This is a genomic window from Streptococcus sp. 27098_8_113, assembly GCF_041432545.1.
Lineage (GTDB): Bacteria > Bacillota > Bacilli > Lactobacillales > Streptococcaceae > Streptococcus.
On record NZ_JAPVZU010000015.1, the window covers coordinates 25,576 to 46,740 of the forward strand.

Here is a 21,165-nt window from a genome sequence, read left to right on the forward strand (position 1 = left end):
CCTTTTCTATTTCAAAAATAATTTCATAATATCGTTCCAAGTAACGGCAATCATCAAGATAACCATGACCGCCACTCCAGCAAGGGTTAAGTAGGTCTCTACCTCCTGCTTGAGTGGTTTCCGACGAACCAGCTCGATCAAATTGATCAAGATTTTTCCACCATCCAAGGCCGGAATGGGGATCAAGTTAAAGATTCCGATATTGATGGACAACATGGCCATCAGGGACAGGATAGCTGGAAGTCCAAGCTCCGCGGCTTGCGAACTCGCTTTGTAGATCGCTACCGGACCACCCAACTTGTTCAAACTAAAGTGGAAGATGATATCCTTCAAGGCCGTTAAGATACGAGTTGCTGTGTACCAAGTATCTGTCACACCTGACAGAAGCTTATCGAAAAAGCCCGTCTTGACAGCATTGGTCACACCGATATAATAGCGTCCACCATCTTCTTCTGGTTGGACCGTCACTTTTTGAGTCTTCCCGTCTCGTTCATAGGTAATCGTTACTTCTGGATTTTTTCCTTGGTTATGGGTTGCCTTCTGGACAGAATCTGTCAATTCATCCCAGTTGGAAACCTTGTATTCATTAATCTGAACGATCTGGTCATTGTCTTTTAGACCAGCCTTAGCCACCACTCCTTGAGGAACAACTCGAACATGGTTGCTGTAGTAGTCCACTGCTCCTCCCTGCATAAAGGCCAGGAGCGAGTACACAATAATACTCAGAATAAAGTTGTTCATAGGACCAGCAAAATTGGTGATGAGGCGTCCCCAGATAGTCGCATTTTGATACTGGACATCCAGCGGAGCAATCCGAACTTCCGTTCCGTCCTCCTCAACAATGGTCGCATCGTGATCAACAGAATAAGTCTTTGTCTCATCCAAGACCAGCCCTGTAATCTCCAGTTTTTCTTCAAAATCAAAACTGGTTACATTCATAGGCAGAGCCGTCTGATCAATTTTCTTGCCAGACAGATTGATACGGACGACTTTTCCATCTTCATTCAAGGTCAGACTAGCTGGCGTACCTGTTTTGATTTCTGTCGAATCCTCGCCCCAGCCAGCCATGCGGACATAGCCACCTAACGGTAGAATCCGAATCGTATAAGCTGTTCCATCCTTGCCAATATGAGCAAAGATTTTCGGGCCCATCCCAATGGCAAACTCACGAACTAGAATGCCTGATTTTTTGGCAAAGTAGAAATGTCCAAATTCATGAACCACCACAATGATCCCAAAAATAATAATAAATGTAATAATCTGCATAAGTCTAATCTTTCTCTTAAGATTGTTCATTAAGCCAAGAAGGCTTTAAGCTGCTTGGCCACCAAACTCCTTAGAACAGGCCAAAGAGGTGCATCAGTGGAAAGACAAAAAGCAAGCTATCAAAGCGATCTAAAACACCGCCATGTCCAGGAATAAATTTCCCTGAGTCTTTCACACCAAAGTGACGCTTAATGGCGCTCTCTACCAAGTCTCCAAATTGGCCAGCAATACTAAAGACAACAGTCAAGAGCAGCATGGTCACAAAGCTATACGGAGTGGCAACTTGTGGACGGACAGACATAAAAATCGCAGAAACCAGCACCGCTGAGATAATGCCTCCTAAACTGCCTTCAATGGTTTTATTTGGCGATATCTTTGGCAATAATTTTCTCCGTCCGTAGCGGGTACCAACCAGGTAGGCTCCACTGTCTGTCGCCCAGACGATAAAGAGGGCCAGCAAAACCTTGTCCACATTCACCAAACGGGCATCGATCAAAGCATTAAAACCTAAACCAACATAAAAACTAGAAGCAATCGGATAAGCCGCATCCTCAAAGCTATAAGAGGAACCTAAAACAGTCGCTCCTAGCAAGACGAAAACGACCAAGCCATAAGCCATCACATTGCCATCCACAGGTAAAAATTTAAGGTAGTTCTCAAGTGGCAGGGTCAAGACAAAAGCTGCTAGCATAGCCAATCCGCCTTCTAAGGTCGCTGTCGGAAGCCCCTTCATCTTAAGCAATTCATGCACTGCTAGCATAGCTAGAAGACCAACGCTGATCTGGAAGGGAATCCCTCCCATCTTCACTAGAGGAATAAAAATAGCTAGAGCAATTCCTCCAAAAAGAAGACGTCTTTGTAAATCTAAACTCATCTTTTTCTCCCTCCTTTATACACCGCCGAAGCGTCGATTGCGGCGATTATACTCTACAACCGCATCCTTCAAAGCCTTCTCATCGAAATCCGGCCAAAGGATATCTGTAAAATACAACTCGCTATATGCTGTCTGCCAAGGCAAGAAATTGCTAAGGCGCAGCTCGCCACTCGTACGAATAACCAAGTCAGGATCCCGTAAACTTGCAGGCAAACTGCTAGTGTAGAGATAGTCTCCAATCATTTCCTCTGTAATATCTGCTGGCTGAACTTTCGCATCTAAAACATCTTGGGCAAGCTTCTGAACTGCTTGATTGATTTCAGCTCGTCCACCGTAGTTCAGGGCGAAGTTCAAAATCAGCCCTGTATTCAAGCGAGTCAGATCTTCAGCCTTCTCCAAGGCCTCAAAAGTAGCTTTAGGAAGTCGCTTCGTGTCACCAATCATTTGAATCTTCACATTATTTCTGTGCAATTCTGGCACATAGCGGTCATAAAACTCAACCGGCAGATTCATAATGAAGGACACTTCTTTCTCTGGTCGCGCCCAGTTTTCCGTTGAAAAGGCATAGACTGTCAAGACCTGCACACCCATCTCCTTAGCTGCAATCGTCACTTCTTGCAAGGCTTCCATACCTGCCTTATGTCCAAAGACGCGCGGCTGCATACGTTTTTTAGCCCAACGACCATTGCCATCCATGATAATGCCTATATGCTTGGGAACAAGCAAGGCCTCATCGAGCTTTTCTTTTTTCTTAAAACTAAACATATTTTTTATCCTATTTAAAGTTTTATCATTTCATTATATCATAAATCCTTTAAATGTGGGCAGGAGAGCTGATTTTTCGTCTATCAGAGCTGATGATGAATAGCTGGTAGTGTATGCAGACAGGTTTCGCTAGTGTTGTGCAACTATAATATTGTAAAAGATGAGTTTACAATATGTCCTTAAAATAAAAAAGACAGCCTCTCGACTGTCCTATATCCTATTCTTCAATAGCAGTATCTTCATCAGACACAGCGATATCGCCTTCCACTCCCGCAGCAGCTGGGATACCTTCTGTCAATGGCAAAACAGTCTTAATGGCTGCCAATTCAAATGTCAAGAAAACACCGTCTACATCCAAGACAACTGTCTTACGCTCTGAATCAACTTCATCAACAGTCCCGTAAAGACCACCAATAGTAATGACTTCATAGCCTTTTTGCAGTTTATTAAGGCTTTCCATCCGTTTTTCAGCTTGCTTTTTCTGTGTCCGTACTTGGAAATACATCATTCCCACTAGTACAACGAAAAAAATAATCATTATTGTTGGATTCATTTCTCTTCTCCTTTGGAATTCATCTACGTAATTACTATAGCAGATTTTGGCCCGTTTGACAAGGCAGGAAAATAATTTCCAAAAAAATCAGGATGACTAGCATCCTGATCTTAAGTCTTTTTATTTAAGATTTTTAACAACTTCTGCTACATGATCAACTGTAAAGCCGTATTCTTCCAGAACCTTGCCTGCTGGAGCAGAGGCACCAAACTGGTCGATTCCGATAACTGCACCGTCCAGACCGACATACTTGTACCAAGGCTGGCTAGCTGCCATCTCAATCGCTACGCGGCGACGAACGGCATTTGGTAGAATTTCTTCTTTGTAGGCTGCATCTTGAGCGTCAAACAGCTCTGTTGATGGCACGCTGACCACGCGGATTTTAGCGCCTTCTGCTGCAAGTGCTTTAGCAGCTGCAACAGCCAAATTAACCTCAGAACCAGAAGCCAACAAGATAGTATCGAAATCTGCTCCTGTTTCGTAAACCACATAAGCTCCTTTAGCTACCTTGTCAAAGTCTGTTCCTTCTTCGACTGTCAGATTCTGACGGGTCAAGACCAGAGCAGTCGGAGTGGATTGACTCTTAAGAGCCAAGTACCAAGCTGCCTGAGTTTCACGCGCATCTGCTGGGCGAAGAACAGTCAGGTTTGGAATAGCACGCAGACCAGCCAAATGCTCAATCGGCTCATGAGTCGGTCCATCTTCACCAACTGCAATTGAGTCGTGAGTGAAGACATAAGTCACTGGCAAGCCTTGAAGGGCAGACAAACGGACAGCTGCCTTGACATAGTCTGAGAAGACGAAGAAGGTACCGCCGTAAACGCGAAGACCACCATGAAGCGCCATACCATTGAGAATAGTTCCCATAGCAAACTCGCGCACACCAAACTGGATGTTGCGGTTGAGACGGTGGGCATCATCCTGCAGGCCATCCTCCTTGATGTAGGTCATATTGGAATGAGCCAAGTCAGCAGAACCACCGAGGAAAGTTGGAAGCACCTTAGCTGCTGCATTGAGGGCATCCTGACTGGAATTACGGGTCGCTTGAGAGAATCCGTTTTCAAGCACTGGGAAGTCTTCTGGTTTGATTTCTACTGGATCCTGACCAGCGATAATAGCCGCTACTTCTGACGCCAATTCTGGATAGGCTTGCTTGTAGTCCTCTACTAGCTGTTTCCAAGCATCGTATGCTGCGGCACCACGCTCTGCTACATTTGTACGGTAGTCAGCATAGACTTCCTCAGGAATCTCAAATGACGCATAGTCCCAGCCCAAGGCTTTACGAGTAGCTTCTGCTTCTTCTGCTCCTAGAGGCGCACCGTGCACTGCATTGGTTCCTTGCTTGTTTGGAGAACCGTAACCGATAACCGTCTTAACTTCAATCAAAGATGGCTTGCCAGAAGCTTTCGCTTCATTGATAGCTGCATCAATCGCAGCTAGGTCTGTTCCGTCTTCTACCAAGGCAGTATGCCAGCCGTAAGCTTCATAGCGGGCACGAACATCTTCTGTAAAGGAATCCTTAGTTTCCCCATCCAAGTTGATATCATTTGAATCGTAGAGGACAACCAGCTTGTCCAGCTTTTGCAGACCAGCGTAAGAAGCCGCCTCAGCTGAAACCCCCTCCATCAAATCGCCATCACCACAGATTACGTAAGTGTAATGGTCGAAAATCGGATAGCCTTCACGGTTGTACTTAGCGGCCAAGAAACGCTCTGCTTGAGCAAATCCAGTCGCTGTAGAAATCCCTTGTCCCAATGGTCCAGTCGTCGCATCAACTCCAGCCGTATGACCAAACTCTGGGTGACCTGGTGTCTTAGAGCCCCATTGGCGGAAGTTTTTGATTTCCTCCATGCTGACATCTTTAAAGCCAGACAGATGAAGCAAGGCATAAAGCAACATAGAGCCGTGTCCTGCAGATAGAACGAAGCGATCGCGGTTAATCCAATTTGGCTCTTCTGGATTGATACGCAGCTGTTTGGTAAATAGGTCGTAAGCCATCGGCGCAGCGCCCATCACGACACCAGGGTGACCTGACTTAGACTTTTCAATCGCGTCAATTCCTAAAAAGCGAATGGCATTAACAGATAATTGTGACATTGAGTTCTCCTTATAAAAAATTTAGCGAGCTGCTACAACCAGCAGACATTCCTACGCTCATTTTTCTTATTTCCATTATATGAAATTTTTGCCTTTCCTGCAATAATGGAAAGACCATTCTTTCCTTCAGTAAAAGAATCCCACAAGCAAGCACTCATAGAATTCCAGTTATATATATTTCCCAGTAAAATCAGCTACTTATTGAATAGTAATACCGTATTTTTCATGATTTTCTTCGTACCAATTAATCAGAGCAATAGCTGTTTGATAAGTAATATTTTTAATCTTGCTGCTACCTTTGACCAGTGTCAAGATACTCATTTTGCTGATGTTGGCATCTGTCGCCACACGATAGCTTGTCAAAACTCCATCGATTAGTAATTGAATAACAGCTTCTACCTTTTTATAATCAGACATTGTAGTAATATCCAATTTCTCCATTTTGCATTCCTTCCATAACATTTATCTTTTCCTAACCATTATACACTTTTCTATGGTATTTACATATATAAATGCTTGGAGCGTTAAAAAGAGGAAATTAGCTGATTTTTGCTATCTAGTTTAGCTAGATTTTGAAAAGGTTGACAAGCGACAAAAATGAGTATTAGTCCATATAGGGTAGCAGGTAGCCGTAGCCTTCCTCTTCCATTTGCTCTCTGGGAATAAATCGCAGAGATGCTGAGTTGATGCAATAGCGCAAGCCACCTAATTCTTGAGGACCGTCGGTAAAGACGTGACCCAAATGGGCATTTCCTGAGCGACTCCGTACTTCGATTCGCTCCATGCCATGGCTCAAATCTTGATAATATTTGATAACCTCGCGAGCGATAGGACGAGCAAAACTAGGCCAGCCACAACCAGATTCAAACTTGTCAGCCGCAAAAAAGAGTGGCTCGCCAGTTGTCACATCAACATAAATCCCTGCCTCAAAAGTGCTATTGTAAGCATTATGGAAGGGGCGCTCCGTTGCGCTCTGCTGAGTCACCTGATACTGCTCCTCACTTAGCACTGCTTTGAGTTGCTGCTGGCTAGGTTTAGGATAATGGCCCGCATCTACCAAGGGCTGCTCAGCATCCTTGACATTGATATGGCAATAACCCGTCGGATTTTTCTTGAGATAGTCCTGATGATACTCCTCGGCCAAGATATAATGGCGCAAGGGCTCTAGCTCTACAGCCAAGTTTTGCCCTAATTGCTCCTCCTGCTCAGCGAAAACCTGCTCGATAGTGGTGCGATCTTCCTCACGGACATAGTAAACACCTGTCCGATACTGACGGCCAATATCATTCCCCTGTTTGTTGATAGATAGGGGGTCAATGACTCGGAAATAGTAGAGCAAAATTTCCCGCAGGCTGATTTTTTCTTCGTCATAGATCAAGTGCACCGTCTCCGCATGGTCGGTCTGGTGAATGAGCTGGTAGTTAGTGGACTCCACTTGCCCATTGGCATAGCCTACTGTCGTTTCCTCAATGCCTTCAATCCTAGAAAAATATTCCTCCAAGCCCCAGAAACAGCCGCCTGCTAGATAAATTTCTGCCATAAACATCCCTCCAATCTTTTCCTCTATTTTCTCATAAAAAGAAGAACTTTTATAGGATTTTGATTGGGACTTTCTTAGAAATCATATCAAATACTGCGCCTCTATGGATTAGTCAAATTCAATAGTTTCAGGAAAATATAAAAAGACAGGAAATTTCCCATCTTTAATTAAAGGTTTAATTCCTTGTATTCTGTTCGGTAACCAACTTGCACAATCCGACCATCTTGGACTAGCAGTGGTCGCTTCATCAGCATGCCATCGGTCGCCAAGAGTGCGGCTGCCTCCTCAGCAGAAAACTGAGGGACCTTATCCTTGAGCCCCAATTCTCGGTACTTGATACCACTGGTATTAAAGAAAGACTTAATCTCCAAATCTGAATGAGTTATCCATTGCAAAAGTTGATCTTGGCTAGGCGTTTCCTTGACAATATCCACCGCTTCAAAGTCCACTCCTAATTGATTGAGCTCAGCCTTGGCCTTGCGGCAGGTAGAGCATTTTGGGTATTCAATAAATTGTAACATTGTTTCTCCTCCGTCCCTATGATAGCCCAGCTAGCTCCTTCTTGTCAAGCCAAGGATCGTCAGAAAAAGCCGACAAGCGAAAGGCTCATCGGCAGGCACAGACGCATTCCATGAAGAAACACCTCTATTTTTTGATTATTTTTTAATTAAACGCACGCGCACAATATTGTCGCTATTTTCAAATTTATCAACCAGCTCCTGAATCTTGCTTTCATCCGACTCATCCAAATCCAGCAAGGTATAAGCATAATCGCCCTTGGAACGATTGATGATATTGTCGATATTGATATTCAAATCACTGACCGCTGTTGAAATCCGAGCTACAATATTCGGTACATTTTTGTTAATCAAGGTAATCCGATAAGGCGCTGAGAGTGCCTGACGGACATTAGGAAAATTCACTGAGTTGATAATCTCTCCCGTTTCCATGAAGCGTCGGATGGTTTTCCCAGCCATAATGGCACAGTTGAGCTCAGCTTCCTCTGTCGAGCCACCCAGATGCGGAAAGACAGTAATCTGCGGATGACGGAGCAGCTCTTCTACACCAAAGTCTGTGATATAGCGCTTGACTACACCAGCTTCTATGGCTTCAAAAAGAGCAGCATTGTCCACCAACTCGCCACGGGCAAAGTTGATGAGAGTCGTCCCCTTTTGCATGAGACCAAAAGCCGCTTGATCAAAAGTGGCGCGTGTATCCTCAGTCAGAGGGACGTGGATAGTGATATAATCACTCTTCTCAAAGATTTCTTTAATGTCTGCTACCCGTTTGACATGGCTAGAGATATTCCAAGCCGTTTCAATGGATACATAAGGATCATAGCCCAGGACGTTCATCCCCAGACGATAGGCATCGTTAGCAATACGGCCGCCGATAGCTCCTAACCCAATAACTCCCAAAGTCTTCTCTGCAATCTCTGTCCCAGCAAACTGCTTCTTACCAGCTTCCACTTGCTTGGGAACATCATCTCCAGAAAGGCCGTTAGCCCAACTGTTAGCTGCGATATAGTCACGCGCAGACAGGAGAATGGAAGCCAAGACCGCTTCTTTCACCGCATTGGCATTAGCTCCTGGTGTGTTGAAGACCACAATTCCTTGCGCTGTTGCTTGGTCGACAGGAATATTATTGGTTCCTGCGCCAGCCCGCGCAATGGCTTTGAGCTTGCTTGGAAATTCCTGTCCATGCAGGTTTTGACTGCGCAGGATATAAGCATCTGGATTGTCCGACTTATCTCCGTCAATCTGAAAAGCATTGCCCAGCTCCTTAAGGCCGATTTGATTGATATTATTAAAGGTTTTGACACTAAAGACCATAGTTTCCCTCTCTTAAGAATTTTCTTCTTCAAATTTCTGCATAAAGGCAATCAAGTCCTTGACACCTTGGAGCGGAAAGGCATTGTAGAGACTAGCTCTCATGCCGCCTACGCTGCGGTGCCCCTTGATATTCTTGAATCCCGCTGCTGCAGCCTCTTTGTTAAATTTAGCATCCAGCTCTGGGCTAGGAGACACAAAGGGAATATTGGCTACTGAGCGTTGCTCCTTATAACGGACTGGATTGCGGTAAAAGTCTGACTGCTCAATGAAGTCGTACAAAAGGCCAGATTTTTCACGGTTGAGCTTTTCCATTTCTGCTACGCCACCTAGCTCCTTGACCCATTCAAAGACCAGCTTGGCCATATAGATGGCGAAAGTTGGTGGTGTATTGTAAAGAGAGCCATTGTCCGCCTGAATACGGTAGTCCAACATGCTAGATAGAACTGGCTCATCATTGAGCAAATCCTCACGAATGATGACAACTGTCACGCCGGCAGGTCCGATATTCTTCTGAGCCCCAGCATAAATCAAACCAAAATCCTCTACCCGATACTGGGCAGCAAGGATATTAGAAGACATATCCGCCACAATCGGCACGCCATTGGTCGCAGGCAGGTCGTAGATAGCCGTTCCTTCAATAGTATTATTGGTTGTCAGATGTACATAAGCCGCCTGCGGATCAATCTCCTTTTCATCAAAAGAAGGAATTTCCGTGTAATTTAAATCCTCTGACGAAGCCAAGAGAATAGGCTCAAAAGGCACGGTCTTAGCCAGCTTGACAGCTTCTGTGTAGGCTTTCTTGCCCCAAGAACCAGCCACTAGGTAATAGGCCTTGCCGCCTTGGGCTAGATTAAGGGGAATCATGCTAAACTGGGTAGAAGCTCCCCCCTGCAGGAAGAGCACGCGGTAATTGTCCGGAATAGCCATGAGCTCACGCAGCAAGCTCTCAGCTTCTTTGATAATATCGTCAAATTCTTTGGATCGGTGGGACAGCTCCATCACGCTCATGCCACTTTGGGCATAGTCTAAAAACTCAGCCTGAGCTTTTTTCAAGACTTCCTTGGGCAATACTGCCGGTCCAGCAGAAAAATTGTAAATGGTCATATCCTACCTCCAAAAATGTATTTTGTCTATCATATCACAATGTTCAGAAAATTTCTATAATTCTTTCAAAGATATTTTTCTTTTGGGGAAATTCCCGAACAAAAGGAGGATTTTGAACAAAAAACTAGTCGAATAGGACTAGTTTCTGTCTTCTTCATGATAAAGGGCATAGAGCTGACTTTTATTACGCCCGTATTTTTTGGCCACTTCCTTGATGGCCTGATTTTTCTTGCTACCGGATTGGACCAAGCTGTCAATTTCAGCCAAGAGATCCGCATCCGCTTTGTCTTCCTTCTCCAGACTTGCACCAGCCACAATCAAGAGGCACTCGCCCTTGAGTGCATTCTCCGCCAAATAGCCTACCAACTCAGAAATCCTGCCTCGTTGGTATTCTTCATAGATTTTGGTTAATTCCCGAACCAAGACAACCGAGCGGTCGCCGTAGACTTCCAGCATATTTTCCAGCGTAGCCTTGACCCTGTGGGGAGACTCGTAAAAGATCTGTGTCTCTGGATAAGTCTTTTTACTCTCGAAAAATTCCTTCTGCTGCCCAGACTTACGAGGCAAGAAACCATAAAAAATATGAGGCTGAGGCGCTAAACCACTGGCAATCAGAGCGGAAATCCCGGCGCTAGGGCCCGGAACCGTTACTACAGCAATGTCCTCAGCAATAGCCGCCTTGACCAAATCATGACCCGGATCCGAAATACTAGGCAAGCCTGCATCGGAAACCTGGGCTAGATTTTGACCTGACTTGAGCAAGTCCAGCAAGACCGGTATCTTTTCCTGAGCATTGTGCTCATGAAAGCTGATCTGCCGCGTCTCAATCCCAAAGTGTTTGAGCAAAAGGCCCGTATTTCTAGTATCTTCAGCCGCAATGACATCCACTTCCTTAAGGGTATTGACCATACGCATGCTCATGTCGTCCATATTTCCAATGGGAGTCGCCACCAAATACAGTTTGCCGTAAGGCGACTGTCCCTTAAAACTCTTCTGAATCTGCATTTCTACTCCCTGAATAACAACTCATCGCAGAACATGCACTCTGCATCGTTTTCTCGGCGTTGACCATAGAAATCTGTACACACATGAAAACCATCGTAATACAGTTTGCGAAGATTGTCCCGATTTTTATTGATTTTAACCGGTGCTGCTTGCTCTACCTCACCTAGTCGCTCTCTCAGCTTGTCATTTTCTAGCTGGAGGACGATATTTTCCTCTACGACACTCTTGAGATTTTTCTTGATGGCCTCTACCTCAGCAAGGGTCACTAAAAGCGTCTGAGAAAAATCATCCAAGGCATCAAATAGTTCTTTTTTATTCATTATCTGCTCCTATCTTGCTTGGGCACTGGCTTTTAAAATCATGTATTCCAGAGCATTTTGAAAAGACACATTGGCTCGCCACATCTTCTTTGCTTCTAAGAGATCTTCCAGTTTCTTGCGACCTGCCTCGTTTCCAAGTTCCTTGGCTAGCAAGACCTCCAAAATTTTAAAGATCTGCTCCTGTTTATCCTTGTCCTCAGCCAGTTTAGCTAGCTTGGCCACTTGGAGATAAGCCTGATTCTCATTGGTCAAGGCAGCCTTAACAAATCTCTGACTCTCACTGACCAGCTCAAAGAAAGACTTGTTGGAAACCAACTGATCGGCCTCTTCCTGGGTCTGGCTATATGCAGCCAGCAACTCAGCCTGACTTTTGATTAAGCCAGCCTCTTCCAGCTGGTGCTGGAGAGCTACCTGATTCTTCCGAAAGTGAAAAATCTGCGTTCGACTCTTGATGGTAGGCAAAATCAGATGCTCATCGGCTGTCAAAAGAAAGATGTAAATCTCACTTTGGGGCTCTTCGATGACTTTGAGGAGGGAATTAGCGGCATTGACGTGCATCTTATCTGCATCACAGATGATAAAGACCTGTCTGTTGCCCTCCATACCGCTCTGGGAAAAACTTCTCACCAGCTCGCGAATGCGCTCCGTTTTGATAATGCCATTCACCGGTCGCACAATCGTCACATCCGAAAAGTCCTCACTCTCAATCAAGCGACAAGCCCGGCAAGTACCACAGGGCCAAACTCCCTGACGATTTTCACAAAAGAGACTCTGGGACAAGGTCAATGCCATGACAAAACTGGAAAAATTCCCTGAAAATAAATAAGCATGATTGAGCCGCCCTGATTCTAAGATTTGCTGAAAAGTTTCTGTAAGCTGAGGCTGGGCCTGACGTAATTCTTCTACTGTCATTTTTCTTTGATAAAACGCTCTTTGATAACTGCCAAACTGTCGGCCACGACTTGCTCCAGCGGCTGACTAGCATCTATCTTGACGACACGTTCTGGTTCCTTTTCTAAAATAGTCAGATAGCCTTGGCGCACGCGCTCGTGCAAGTCGAGACCTTCCAGATCCAAACGATTGACTTCACGCTCCTGGTCTCTAGCAATGCGAGCCAGACCTTCCTTGACATCAATATCGAAATAAAGGGTCAAATCTGGCTTGAGTCCATCAGTCGCAAACTGGTTAAGCCATTCCACATCGTCAACTGCCAAGCCCCGTCCATAGCCTTGATAAGCCACCGAGCTATCAATAAACCGATCTTGCAAGACCCATGTCCCTTGCCCTAGGGCAGGCAGAACTTTCTCCGCCAAATGTTGACGTCGGCTGGCAATATAAAGCAGCAACTCCGTCTTAGCATCCATGGCTGTGTGCCCCTTATCCAAAATCACCTCGCGGATTTTCTCAGAAATAGCCACACCGCCAGGCTCTCTCGTCGTTAGCAACTCACAGCCCATCTCTTTCAGCTGAGGAAGCAAAGCCTCTAAAACACTGGTTTTCCCAGCACCTTCTGGCCCTTCTAGCGATATAAAAACACCTTTTTTCATCGTTTTCCTTTTACATTCATTCTGCCAATGGATACAGAAATTCCTATTTTAGTCTATGCTTTATTGTACCAAAAATTATCCCAAAAGCCCATAGAAGAATTTCTCGAAAACTATTTCATATTATTTTCAAAAATGAAAACTTTTGATAAAATAGAGTCAGAAAATTCTTAGGAGTGTCTGATGTTTAAATTTAAAAATATACTGGCCATCATTCTGGGGGCTGGAATTTTTTCTTTTGGGATTCATTATTTGGTGATTCCTTTTCACTTATATGAGGGTGGAGCAACGGGGATCACCTTGATTGTCTACTACCTCTTCAAGATTCCTGTATCAACCACCAATTTGGTCATCAATATTCCACTCTTTATTCTCGCTTGGAAATTACTGGGAAATCGCACCCTTTACCTTAGTATTTTAGGGACTTTCTCTGTATCAGCTTGGCTGAAACTATTCGAGTTGCTACCTGCTTCCAAACATTTACAAGACTATTTCTTCTCTTCCTTGGATGGCGATGTCTTACTAGCCTGCCTTGGAACGGGAATTATTCTTGGAGTTGGTCTAGGCATCATTTTCAATGCTGGAGGAACGACTGGTGGTACTGATATCGTAGCTCGTATCTTCAATAAATATACCAGCATCTCCATGGGCCGCCTCATGCTGACAGTGGACTTTATCGTGATTTCTCTGGTTCTTTTAGTCTTTAAAGATCTGCGCATGGTTTCTTATACACTCATGTTTGTCTTTATCACCTCTCGTGTTATTGACTTGATTGCTGAAGGTGGCTTCGCTGGCAAAGGCTTCCTGATTGTCACCAGCAAACCAATAGAACTAGCTGAAGCCATCAATGAAAAACTTGGAAGAGGGGTCACCTATCTGCAAGGACAGGGCTTCTATAGCAAGCGGGATTTGCAAATCGTTTATTGTGTTGTCTCTCGTAACGAAATGCAGCAAATGAAGAAACTCATCAATGACATCGATCCATTTGCCTTTACAACCATTACAGAGGCCCATGAAATCTTAGGAGAAGGTTTTACCTTAGACTCTAACAAACAGCCTATCGTCAAATAAATTTATCCTAAACGAAAAGACTTCAGAATGAACAATCATTCTGAAGTCTTTTTTTATTCTAAGTTATTCAATAATTGAATGAGAGTTTCAGCTGAGCGCTTTCCTGCTTCCAGGATAAATTCATCAAAAGTGATATTGGCATCATGGCTGGCTGTATCGCTCATCGCACGAATGACCATAAAAGGCAAACCAAGAGAATGAGCGGCTTGAGCAACTGCTGCTCCCTCCATCTCAACTGCCAAAACATCAGGAAAATGCTCCTTAATTTGGTCAATCTTATCCTGTCCAGCGATAAAACTATCTCCCGTCGCAATCAAGCCAACTCGGCTCGTCTGCTGGGTCTTTTCCAGCACGGCTTTCATCTCCTCAACCAAGTAGCGACTGGCTTCATAGTAGAGGGGTTGCCGTGCCATTTGACCGTAGTCATAGCCAAAAGCTGTCACATCCACATCATGGTAGACCAAACGATCTGCCACCACTACATCTCCAATTTCTAAGCCCGAAGCTACTGCTCCAGCGGAACCCGTATTGATGACCGCCGTCACCTCAAAGTCATTGGCTAAAACAGCTACACTCATGGCTGACATGACTTTGCCGATTCCACTTTCCACCAGGACAACCTCATGATGGCCAATCCGACCAATATAATAAACATGCCCTAGGCGCTGGTGTTTCTCAGCCATCTCTAGATGCTCTACCAGCAACTTCAACTCCTCAGGCATAGCCGCGATAATTCCGATTTTCATGATTCATTCTTTCCTTTTTACATTAAAAAGAGGGAGAGGAAGCAGAGTTTCATTTTCTCGTTTCCGTCACTCCCCTTCTTTATCATAGCCAAATAATGGCCGCAATTAAACCAATCAAAAGAAGCACAATCCAGAACAGGATTTTGTTTAACTTAGCCTGAAAAATACTTCGTTTTTGATTTTCGATTCGACGACTTTTGATAACTGTCGGTTCAACTTCAATCTGCAGAGTATCCTGATTGACAGCTCGCCGTGGAGCAGCATAGCCAAAAGTTCCTTTTCTAGCAATAGAAATGACCTTAGTTTCTTCATCGTCCATCAGCAAGGGACCATCAATATGTTCTCCACGATTGGCCCGCTCAATGATTTCATCTGTTAATAAAGCTTTTCCCATTGATCTACGTTCCTATTTATTCAGATTTTTTTGTTGCCAGTACTGAAGAGCCATGATGGTCTTGGCATCGCAGATGTCACCGTTTTGCAGCAACTGCTCCGCCTCTTCCAGACTAACTTCAAAAAGTTCCAATGTTTCATCCTCGTCTTGGGGACGAGGGTTTTCGACCTTTGTTAAATGGGTGGCGCTGTAGAGCTTGATTTTTTCATTGCAAAAACCGATGGCAGAGTAGAAATCATAGACTAACTCCAACTGCCCAGTGTAGCCCGTCTCTTCTTCTAATTCTCGGAGGGCCGCTGCTTGGGGATCAGCATTCTCTCCTAGCTCCATCTTGCCAGCTGGAATCTCGTAAGAAGTCGCTTCAATCGCCTTACGGTACTGCTTGACTAAAATCATCTTATTTTCCGGAGTGATAGCAATCACAGCCACCGCACCATTATGAAAAATCAAATCCCGTTGGGCTTGACCTTTACCCTCTGGCAACTCTACTTGGTCCTGAACCACTTTAAAAATTGGCCCCTGATAAATTTCCGTCCGTTGGACGGTCTTTTCTTCAAATTCCATGACTGAACCTACTTATTTTGAGGATGATGAGGAAGCCGCTTAGCATAATCTTCCTTGTTAATCTGACGGCCACGTCCCAGAGCAATGGCATCTGCTGGTACGTCCTTCGTAATAGTAGAACCCGCACCGACCAGTGAGTTATCACCCAGCTCAACTGGAGCAATAATGGTCGAGTTGGAACCAACAAAGACATTGTCGCCAATGATAGTCTTGTACTTCTTCTGACCATCATAGTTGACTGTAATCGTACCCGCACCAAAGTTGACATTAGCACCAACTTCAGAGTTTCCAATGTAGGTCAAATGACCAGCCTTGGTATTTTCGCCAATTGACGATCCTTTAACTTCTACAAAGTTTCCGACATGGACATTCTTGGCCAAACTAGAACCTGGACGAATGTGAGCGTAAGGCCCAACCGTCACTCCATCTGCCAATCTAGACTCTTCAATCATCGAGTTTGTAATAACCGCTCGCTGACCAATTTCTGAGTCTACAATATAAGTCCCATTGGTCAGAATCGTCTCTGCCCCAATCTTGGTTTGACCTTTCAGAGTCACGTTGGCTTCGATTTGCACTTCTGGTGCGATTTCTACATCTACATCAATATAGGTCGCATGAGGATTGACAAAGCTGACACCGTTAATCATGTGCTGCTGGTTAATCCGGCGGCGCATAATGCTTTCAGCTGTCGCCAAGGCCACACGGTCGTTGACACCGAGGCTTTCATCAAAGTCTTTCAGCGTATAAGCACCGACTTTTTCCCCATTTTCACGGAAAATTCCAATCACATCTGTGATATAGTATTCTCCCTGCGCATTGTTGGTATTGATATTTTTGAGAGCCTCAAAGAGACGAGCATTGTCAAAGACATAAGTCCCTGTATTGATTTCCTTGATTTGCTGCTCAAAGTCAGAAGCATCCTTCTGCTCGACAATTTTGATGACTTCTCCGTGCTGATTGCGCACGATCCGGCCATAGCCAAAAGGATTGTCCGCTTCAGCAGTCAGGATTGTCGCAACATTCTTGTGATTGATATGAAAATCAATCAGGTTTTTCAGGCTTTCTCCCGTAATCAGGGGAGTATCGCCAGCAATAACTAAGGTTTGGCCAGTTAAATTTTCCAAAACAGGCTCAGCCATCATGACCGCATGACCAGTTCCCAGCTGCTCGGTCTGACGGACAAACTCGGTCTGATCTGCCAAGACTTGCTCAACCAGCTCCGCTTTGTGCCCGATAACAGTAACAGTCTTCTCAGGCTCAATCGCGCTAACACTGCGGAAAACGTGCTCTAGCATAGAAATTCCTGCCACCTTGTGCAAGACCTTTGGTAAATCTGATTTCATGCGAGTACCCTTACCCGCAGCCAAAATAACGGCATAATTTGTCATAAATGAACTCTTTTCTTTAAGATATTACCCTTATTATACCACTAAAAAAGAATTTTTTAAAATGCAAATTGCAGAAGCAGAAACTAGCGCTTAGTAAACAAACTTCAAGCCATTGAGCGAAGCACTGTCCTAATCCGCAATCCACTCCATCCAGATCAATTCTTAAAAATCTTCTTGTGGAGCTTAAAAACGTTTTTTCCTTCGTTTATACTAGCTTTTGATAGCAGTGAATGGCTGGCAGATTATGCTCTTTAAACACTATAGGTCTATTGCTCCTATTGTCAAAATTTGGTTGGCGATTACACATTTAAAATTGATAAGTAAAGAAATATTTGCTATAATGACATAAAATCAAATGTTCACCCCTGCCTTATGAAGTGCAGAAAGCTCTACAAATCTGCTAGGGCAATACCATTTTTATGTGACCCATTTTGGGATGATACGATCCAAGGATTGTGAGCTCCACTTTCTAGTTTTCTTGTTTTTATCTGGCTAATTATATATTTAAACTTGTAAGGAGATCTTGGTTATGATATTTACTAAAAATCGCAAGAAGAGAGATGAATACTACCAACAGATTGACAGGATCTATAATAACGATAGTATCATCATTAGCTCAAAGTTACGGGAAGAGCTCCTAACTAGTGCCAAAGGTCTACAGAAGGGGGACCAAATCAGTTATTTGGCATTTAAGTTATATCCTTTTGTATGTGACGAGGTGCTCAAGAATAAGTCTAACGAATTGATCGCATTCAAAAAATACCTTGAAAAAACAAGATGGAAATATTATTGGGGAAGTGTGCGACGATAAAAACTCATAGAATCTCCCAGTGGAACTGTTAGTCTGATGACTTACCGTTCACACTAATTGAGGTTCTATGAGTTTTTTTCTTGCATGATATTTACAATTTAGCAATAAAAAAGAGAAGACCAAGTTGATCTTCTCCATATTATGACTTCTCTTCAATCCACTACAATTTAAAATTAGCCCCATAGTAGAAAGAACTGGACCAAAAAATCAATCATTCTTGATCTTATTCCCATCCTCTTCCTCTTTAATTTTCTGTGATGTATTTATAAACTTCTTGGCCTGCTACTGCTCCGTCTCCAACAGCTGTGGTGATTTGGCGAAGATCTTTCTGACGGACATCACCAATGGCATAAATGCCAGCAATAGCCGTTTTCATATGTTGATCCGTCACAATCCAGCCAGCTTCATCGCAAATACCCAGATCTTTGACAAAGTCGCTAACAGGATCTAGGCCGACATAAACAAAGACGCCGCCAAAGTCTGACTCGCTGATTTGTCCCGTTTTTACATTTTCAAAAACCACACTGGTTACCCTACGGTCGTCTCCTTTGATTTCTTTTACAACGGAATCCCAGATAAAGCTGATTTTTTCATTGGCAAAGGCCCGCTCCTGCAAGAGCTTTTGCGCCCGCAATTGGTCACGACGGTGAACAATGGTCACAGACTTTGCAAAGCGCGTGAGGAAAATCGCTTCCTCAACGGCAGAATCGCCGCCTCCAACCACTAAGAGATCTTCATCACGGAAAAAGGCACCGTCGCAGACCGCACAGTAGGAAACGCCGCGACTATTGTATTCTTCCTCACCAGGAACTCCTAGATGACGATGGTTGGCGCCAGAAGCCAAAATCACTGTCTTGGTCTCAAATACTTCATCCTCAGTAATGATTTTCTTATAGTCGCCATGGTCTTCAATTTTTTCAACTTGACCAAACAAATGCTCTACGCCTAGATTTTCTAGGGGCTCAAACATCTTTTCAGCCAGCTCTGGTCCGCTGATACGAGCATAACCGGGATAATTTTCAATCTCCGCAGTATTATTCATCTGGCCGCCGTAAATTCCGCGTTCAAGCAAGGCCACTTTTAAATTGCTTCTAGCTGCATAGAGGGCTGCTGTCATTCCCGCAGGACCAGCTCCAATAATCATTGTATCGTACATCATCTTTTTCCTTTCTCTTTGTTGTAACTACTGTTATTCTAACAGACTAGCGCATCTTTTACAAGTATTTAAGCTTTGAGAACAACCAGTAAGCCAAAAATCGCAAAAGACAAGATTGGAATCGTCATAATTGTAATCAAAAGAAGATCGTAAATTTGGCTTTGACCTACCGCAAGAGTTCGATCCTTGCGACCGAGCCGCTGCAATAAAAGCCACAAACCATCGGCAAGTCCTACCAGAATCGTCGTATAAATGAGACTTTGGATATAGAGAGAAAAAATTTTAATTAACATGTCAGCTCCTAAATAATCAGTTGCCTTAAAAAGGTTCTAGTCGAAAACAAACCCAGCTGGTCTAGCCAACTGAGCTTTCACTTTTTCTATTATATCAAATATAAGTCCGTTTGTAACTAGCAAAGAATTCTTTGGTTCTCGCTTCCTTGGGATGATTGATAATCTCCTCTGGACTACCTGACTCGATAATATGGCCCTTATCCAAGAAAAGTACTCGATCTGCTACCTGAGAAACAAAAGATATATCATGGCTGACCAGAATCATGGTTTGTCCTGCTTTGGCAGCGTCAGCAATGGATTTCTCTACCTCACCGACTAGCTCTGGGTCAAGGGCTGAGGTCGGCTCATCTAGCAAAAGAACATCTGGCTTCATGGCTAAGGCCCGCGCTAAAGCCACCCGCTGTTTTTGACCGCCTGATAAATGCTTGGGATAATGATTCTCACGATCAGACAAGCCCACCTTTGCCAACTCTTCCTTGGCAATTTTAGTCGCCTCTTGGTCAGACAAGTTTTTAACTACCAGCAGACCTTCCTTGACATTTTCCAGAGCCGTTCGACGGGAAAATAAATTGAACTGTTGGAAAACCATGGCCAATTTTCGACGCAGAGTCAAGATTTCATCTGGTGAAATAGTTGAAAAATCCACCTTGAAGTTATCAATTTCAATCCTTCCGCTGTCTGGCCGTTCCAGATAATTAAGACTGCGCAGGAAGGTTGATTTACCAGCACCTGAGGAGCCTATTAGAGCAATGACTTCGCCTTTTTGAATTTCCAAACTTAGATTATCCAAGACCTTTTGGCCAGAAAATTCCTTACTTAACTGGGAAATTTTAATCATCAAATCCTACCTCCTTGCGCTTGCTCCATTTTTTCCAGCTTGGCTGGCGCCTTGATATCCATAGCTTTTTCAATCGCACGACCGATTTGCTCAATCACGATATTGACAATCCAGTAAATAATGGAAACGGAAATGAAGCGCTCAAAATAACGATAATCCGACCCACCGATAGCCTGAGCCTTGGCAAAGACTTCTACGACGCCCGCACTAAAGGCCAGAGATGTTCCCTTGGTCAAGCCGATGAGGGAGTTAATCAGAGTCGGTGTTGCCACAACTGCTGCATTTGGAATGATGACCCGCAGATAGACTTGGCGATTGGTCATTCCCAGACTACGAGCTGCTTCGATCTCACCCGGATCTACCGAAAGAATGGCTGCCCGAATCGTCTCACTGGCATAGGCTGCTTCATTGAAAGCAAAGGCAATAATTGCAAAGACTGAGGCAGGAATAGCATTGATATTAAAAGCCGTCCCATACTTTTGATTGATGGCTTTCAACAGGAGCGGAATCCCAAAATAAGTCAACATGAGCTGAACCAAAAGGGGTGTCCCACGAAGGAAGCTCACAAAAAGAGCCTGAATAGGATACAAAATTCTTGTGCGGTTAATCTTGACCACTGCGAAAATCATGGCCAAGATGATGCCGAAAAATGCCCCACCCAGCGTCAACAAAAGTGTGACAGGTAAAGTTTTTAGAATCGCTGGAATGGCATCAAAAACAGCCCGTAAACTAAATAATTTGCCGTCTGGCAGGAGCTTCAAAAGCTCTTCATACCAGTTTGCAGCTAGGATATAAGTTGTAAACATTTTAATTACTTCTCTTTCTCGATAATGCATTATTCTATCATAATTTGGCCCAGATGAAAACTATTTGGCATCAAGAATAGGTAATCTTTAAACCTTTAATAGATAGATGGGAAATGACAATAAAATAGACCAGTAATCCTAGTCTATCATAGTTTCACTGGTCTTTAAAATATAATTTTTCTATATCGTCCATAGAAA

Annotated in this window: 23 protein-coding genes; 1 reads left to right on the forward strand and 22 read right to left on the reverse strand. The window is 44.0% G+C overall.

All coding sequences use genetic code 11. From position 1 onward, the window contains the following. Positions 1–6: 6 nt before the first annotated feature. The 14 genes from rseP to tmk all read right to left on the reverse strand — a co-directional run bounded on the left by rseP (position 7) and on the right by tmk (position 12,903). Positions 7–1,266 carry an RIP metalloprotease RseP gene (gene rseP / locus O3644_RS08590; RefSeq protein ID WP_048764923.1) on the reverse strand — a complete coding sequence of 420 codons (1,260 nt, stop codon included), beginning with the start codon at positions 1,264–1,266 and terminating at the stop codon, positions 7–9. Between the two features lie 70 nt (positions 1,267–1,336). Continuing rightward, positions 1,337–2,140: a phosphatidate cytidylyltransferase gene (locus tag O3644_RS08595; RefSeq protein ID WP_045500860.1), complete on the reverse strand. Its 804-nt coding sequence runs from the start codon at positions 2,138–2,140 to the stop codon at positions 1,337–1,339. Positions 2,141–2,155: 15 nt separating this feature from the next. Next, entirely contained in the window at positions 2,156–2,905 is a 750-nt protein-coding gene (locus O3644_RS08600) for an isoprenyl transferase (RefSeq protein ID WP_125390281.1), read from the reverse strand. Between the two features lie 217 nt (positions 2,906–3,122). Then, positions 3,123–3,458, reverse strand: coding sequence for a preprotein translocase subunit YajC (gene yajC / locus O3644_RS08605; RefSeq protein WP_371595499.1), 336 nt, complete (start codon positions 3,456–3,458; stop codon positions 3,123–3,125). A gap of 120 nt (positions 3,459–3,578) precedes the next feature. Continuing rightward, on the reverse strand, positions 3,579–5,555 hold the full coding sequence (gene tkt / locus O3644_RS08610) for a transketolase (RefSeq protein ID WP_371595500.1): 1,977 nt from the start codon (positions 5,553–5,555) through the stop codon (positions 3,579–3,581). Positions 5,556–5,753: 198 nt separating this feature from the next. Then, positions 5,754–5,996 (reverse strand): hypothetical protein, encoded by a 243-nt coding sequence (locus O3644_RS08615; protein ID WP_005592291.1) that lies wholly within the window; start codon positions 5,994–5,996, stop codon positions 5,754–5,756. A 163-nt stretch (positions 5,997–6,159) separates the two neighbouring features. Beyond that, positions 6,160–7,095 carry a peptide-methionine (R)-S-oxide reductase MsrB gene (gene msrB / locus O3644_RS08620; protein WP_371595501.1) on the reverse strand — a complete coding sequence of 312 codons (936 nt, stop codon included), beginning with the start codon at positions 7,093–7,095 and terminating at the stop codon, positions 6,160–6,162. 167 nt (positions 7,096–7,262) lie between these two features. Beyond that, positions 7,263–7,616: an arsenate reductase family protein gene (locus O3644_RS08625; RefSeq protein WP_371595502.1), complete on the reverse strand. Its 354-nt coding sequence runs from the start codon at positions 7,614–7,616 to the stop codon at positions 7,263–7,265. Between the two features lie 135 nt (positions 7,617–7,751). Then, the gene (locus tag O3644_RS08630; RefSeq protein WP_002913082.1) at positions 7,752–8,927 is read right to left on the reverse strand and encodes a 3-phosphoglycerate dehydrogenase family protein; all 1,176 of its coding nucleotides are present in this window, start codon (positions 8,925–8,927) and stop codon (positions 7,752–7,754) included. Positions 8,928–8,939: 12 nt separating this feature from the next. Next, positions 8,940–10,031: a 3-phosphoserine/phosphohydroxythreonine transaminase gene (gene serC, locus O3644_RS08635; protein WP_048764937.1), complete on the reverse strand. Its 1,092-nt coding sequence runs from the start codon at positions 10,029–10,031 to the stop codon at positions 8,940–8,942. 138 nt (positions 10,032–10,169) lie between these two features. After that, positions 10,170–11,036 carry a 16S rRNA (cytidine(1402)-2'-O)-methyltransferase gene (gene rsmI, locus O3644_RS08640; protein WP_048764940.1) on the reverse strand — a complete coding sequence of 289 codons (867 nt, stop codon included), beginning with the start codon at positions 11,034–11,036 and terminating at the stop codon, positions 10,170–10,172. A 2-nt stretch (positions 11,037–11,038) separates the two neighbouring features. Then, on the reverse strand, positions 11,039–11,356 hold the full coding sequence (yabA, locus tag O3644_RS08645) for a DNA replication initiation control protein YabA (RefSeq protein ID WP_005591852.1): 318 nt from the start codon (positions 11,354–11,356) through the stop codon (positions 11,039–11,041). Positions 11,357–11,365: 9 nt separating this feature from the next. Then, entirely contained in the window at positions 11,366–12,268 is a 903-nt protein-coding gene (locus tag O3644_RS08650) for a DNA polymerase III subunit delta' (protein ID WP_048764945.1), read from the reverse strand. Then, on the reverse strand, positions 12,265–12,903 hold the full coding sequence (gene tmk, locus O3644_RS08655; RefSeq protein ID WP_048764949.1) for a dTMP kinase: 639 nt from the start codon (positions 12,901–12,903) through the stop codon (positions 12,265–12,267). Before tmk ends, O3644_RS08650 begins: the two co-directional genes overlap by 4 nt. 180 nt (positions 12,904–13,083) lie before the next feature. On the opposite strand from tmk, the gene O3644_RS08660 reads away from it, so the two are divergent. Further along, a complete protein-coding gene (locus O3644_RS08660) occupies positions 13,084–13,971 on the forward strand; it encodes a YitT family protein (RefSeq protein ID WP_048764952.1) in 888 nt (295 codons plus the stop codon). 53 nt (positions 13,972–14,024) lie between these two features. Here O3644_RS08660 and O3644_RS08665 read toward each other — a convergent pair whose 3' ends face one another. The 8 genes from O3644_RS08665 to O3644_RS08700 all read right to left on the reverse strand — a co-directional run bounded on the left by O3644_RS08665 (position 14,025) and on the right by O3644_RS08700 (position 20,967). Next, positions 14,025–14,717 carry a 5'-methylthioadenosine/adenosylhomocysteine nucleosidase gene (locus O3644_RS08665; protein WP_048764954.1) on the reverse strand — a complete coding sequence of 231 codons (693 nt, stop codon included), beginning with the start codon at positions 14,715–14,717 and terminating at the stop codon, positions 14,025–14,027. A gap of 82 nt (positions 14,718–14,799) precedes the next feature. Then, positions 14,800–15,111 (reverse strand): cell wall synthase accessory phosphoprotein MacP, encoded by a 312-nt coding sequence (gene macP, locus O3644_RS08670; RefSeq protein ID WP_005591846.1) that lies wholly within the window; start codon positions 15,109–15,111, stop codon positions 14,800–14,802. A 12-nt stretch (positions 15,112–15,123) separates the two neighbouring features. Then, positions 15,124–15,675 carry an NUDIX hydrolase gene (locus O3644_RS08675; RefSeq protein ID WP_048764958.1) on the reverse strand — a complete coding sequence of 184 codons (552 nt, stop codon included), beginning with the start codon at positions 15,673–15,675 and terminating at the stop codon, positions 15,124–15,126. 8 nt (positions 15,676–15,683) lie between these two features. Beyond that, complete coding sequence (glmU, locus tag O3644_RS08680; protein WP_371595503.1) at positions 15,684–17,063, reverse strand: bifunctional UDP-N-acetylglucosamine diphosphorylase/glucosamine-1-phosphate N-acetyltransferase GlmU; 1,380 nt, start codon at positions 17,061–17,063, stop codon at positions 15,684–15,686. 1,055 nt (positions 17,064–18,118) lie between these two features. Beyond that, positions 18,119–19,030 carry a thioredoxin-disulfide reductase gene (trxB, locus tag O3644_RS08685; protein WP_371595510.1) on the reverse strand — a complete coding sequence of 304 codons (912 nt, stop codon included), beginning with the start codon at positions 19,028–19,030 and terminating at the stop codon, positions 18,119–18,121. Positions 19,031–19,098: 68 nt separating this feature from the next. After that, complete coding sequence (locus O3644_RS08690; RefSeq protein ID WP_045500825.1) at positions 19,099–19,323, reverse strand: DUF4059 family protein; 225 nt, start codon at positions 19,321–19,323, stop codon at positions 19,099–19,101. A 94-nt stretch (positions 19,324–19,417) separates the two neighbouring features. Next, positions 19,418–20,161, reverse strand: coding sequence for an amino acid ABC transporter ATP-binding protein (locus O3644_RS08695; RefSeq protein ID WP_048764972.1), 744 nt, complete (start codon positions 20,159–20,161; stop codon positions 19,418–19,420). Beyond that, entirely contained in the window at positions 20,161–20,967 is an 807-nt protein-coding gene (locus tag O3644_RS08700; RefSeq protein ID WP_048764975.1) for an amino acid ABC transporter permease, read from the reverse strand. Before O3644_RS08700 ends, O3644_RS08695 begins: the two co-directional genes overlap by 1 nt. Between the last annotated feature and the right edge of the window lie 198 nt (positions 20,968–21,165).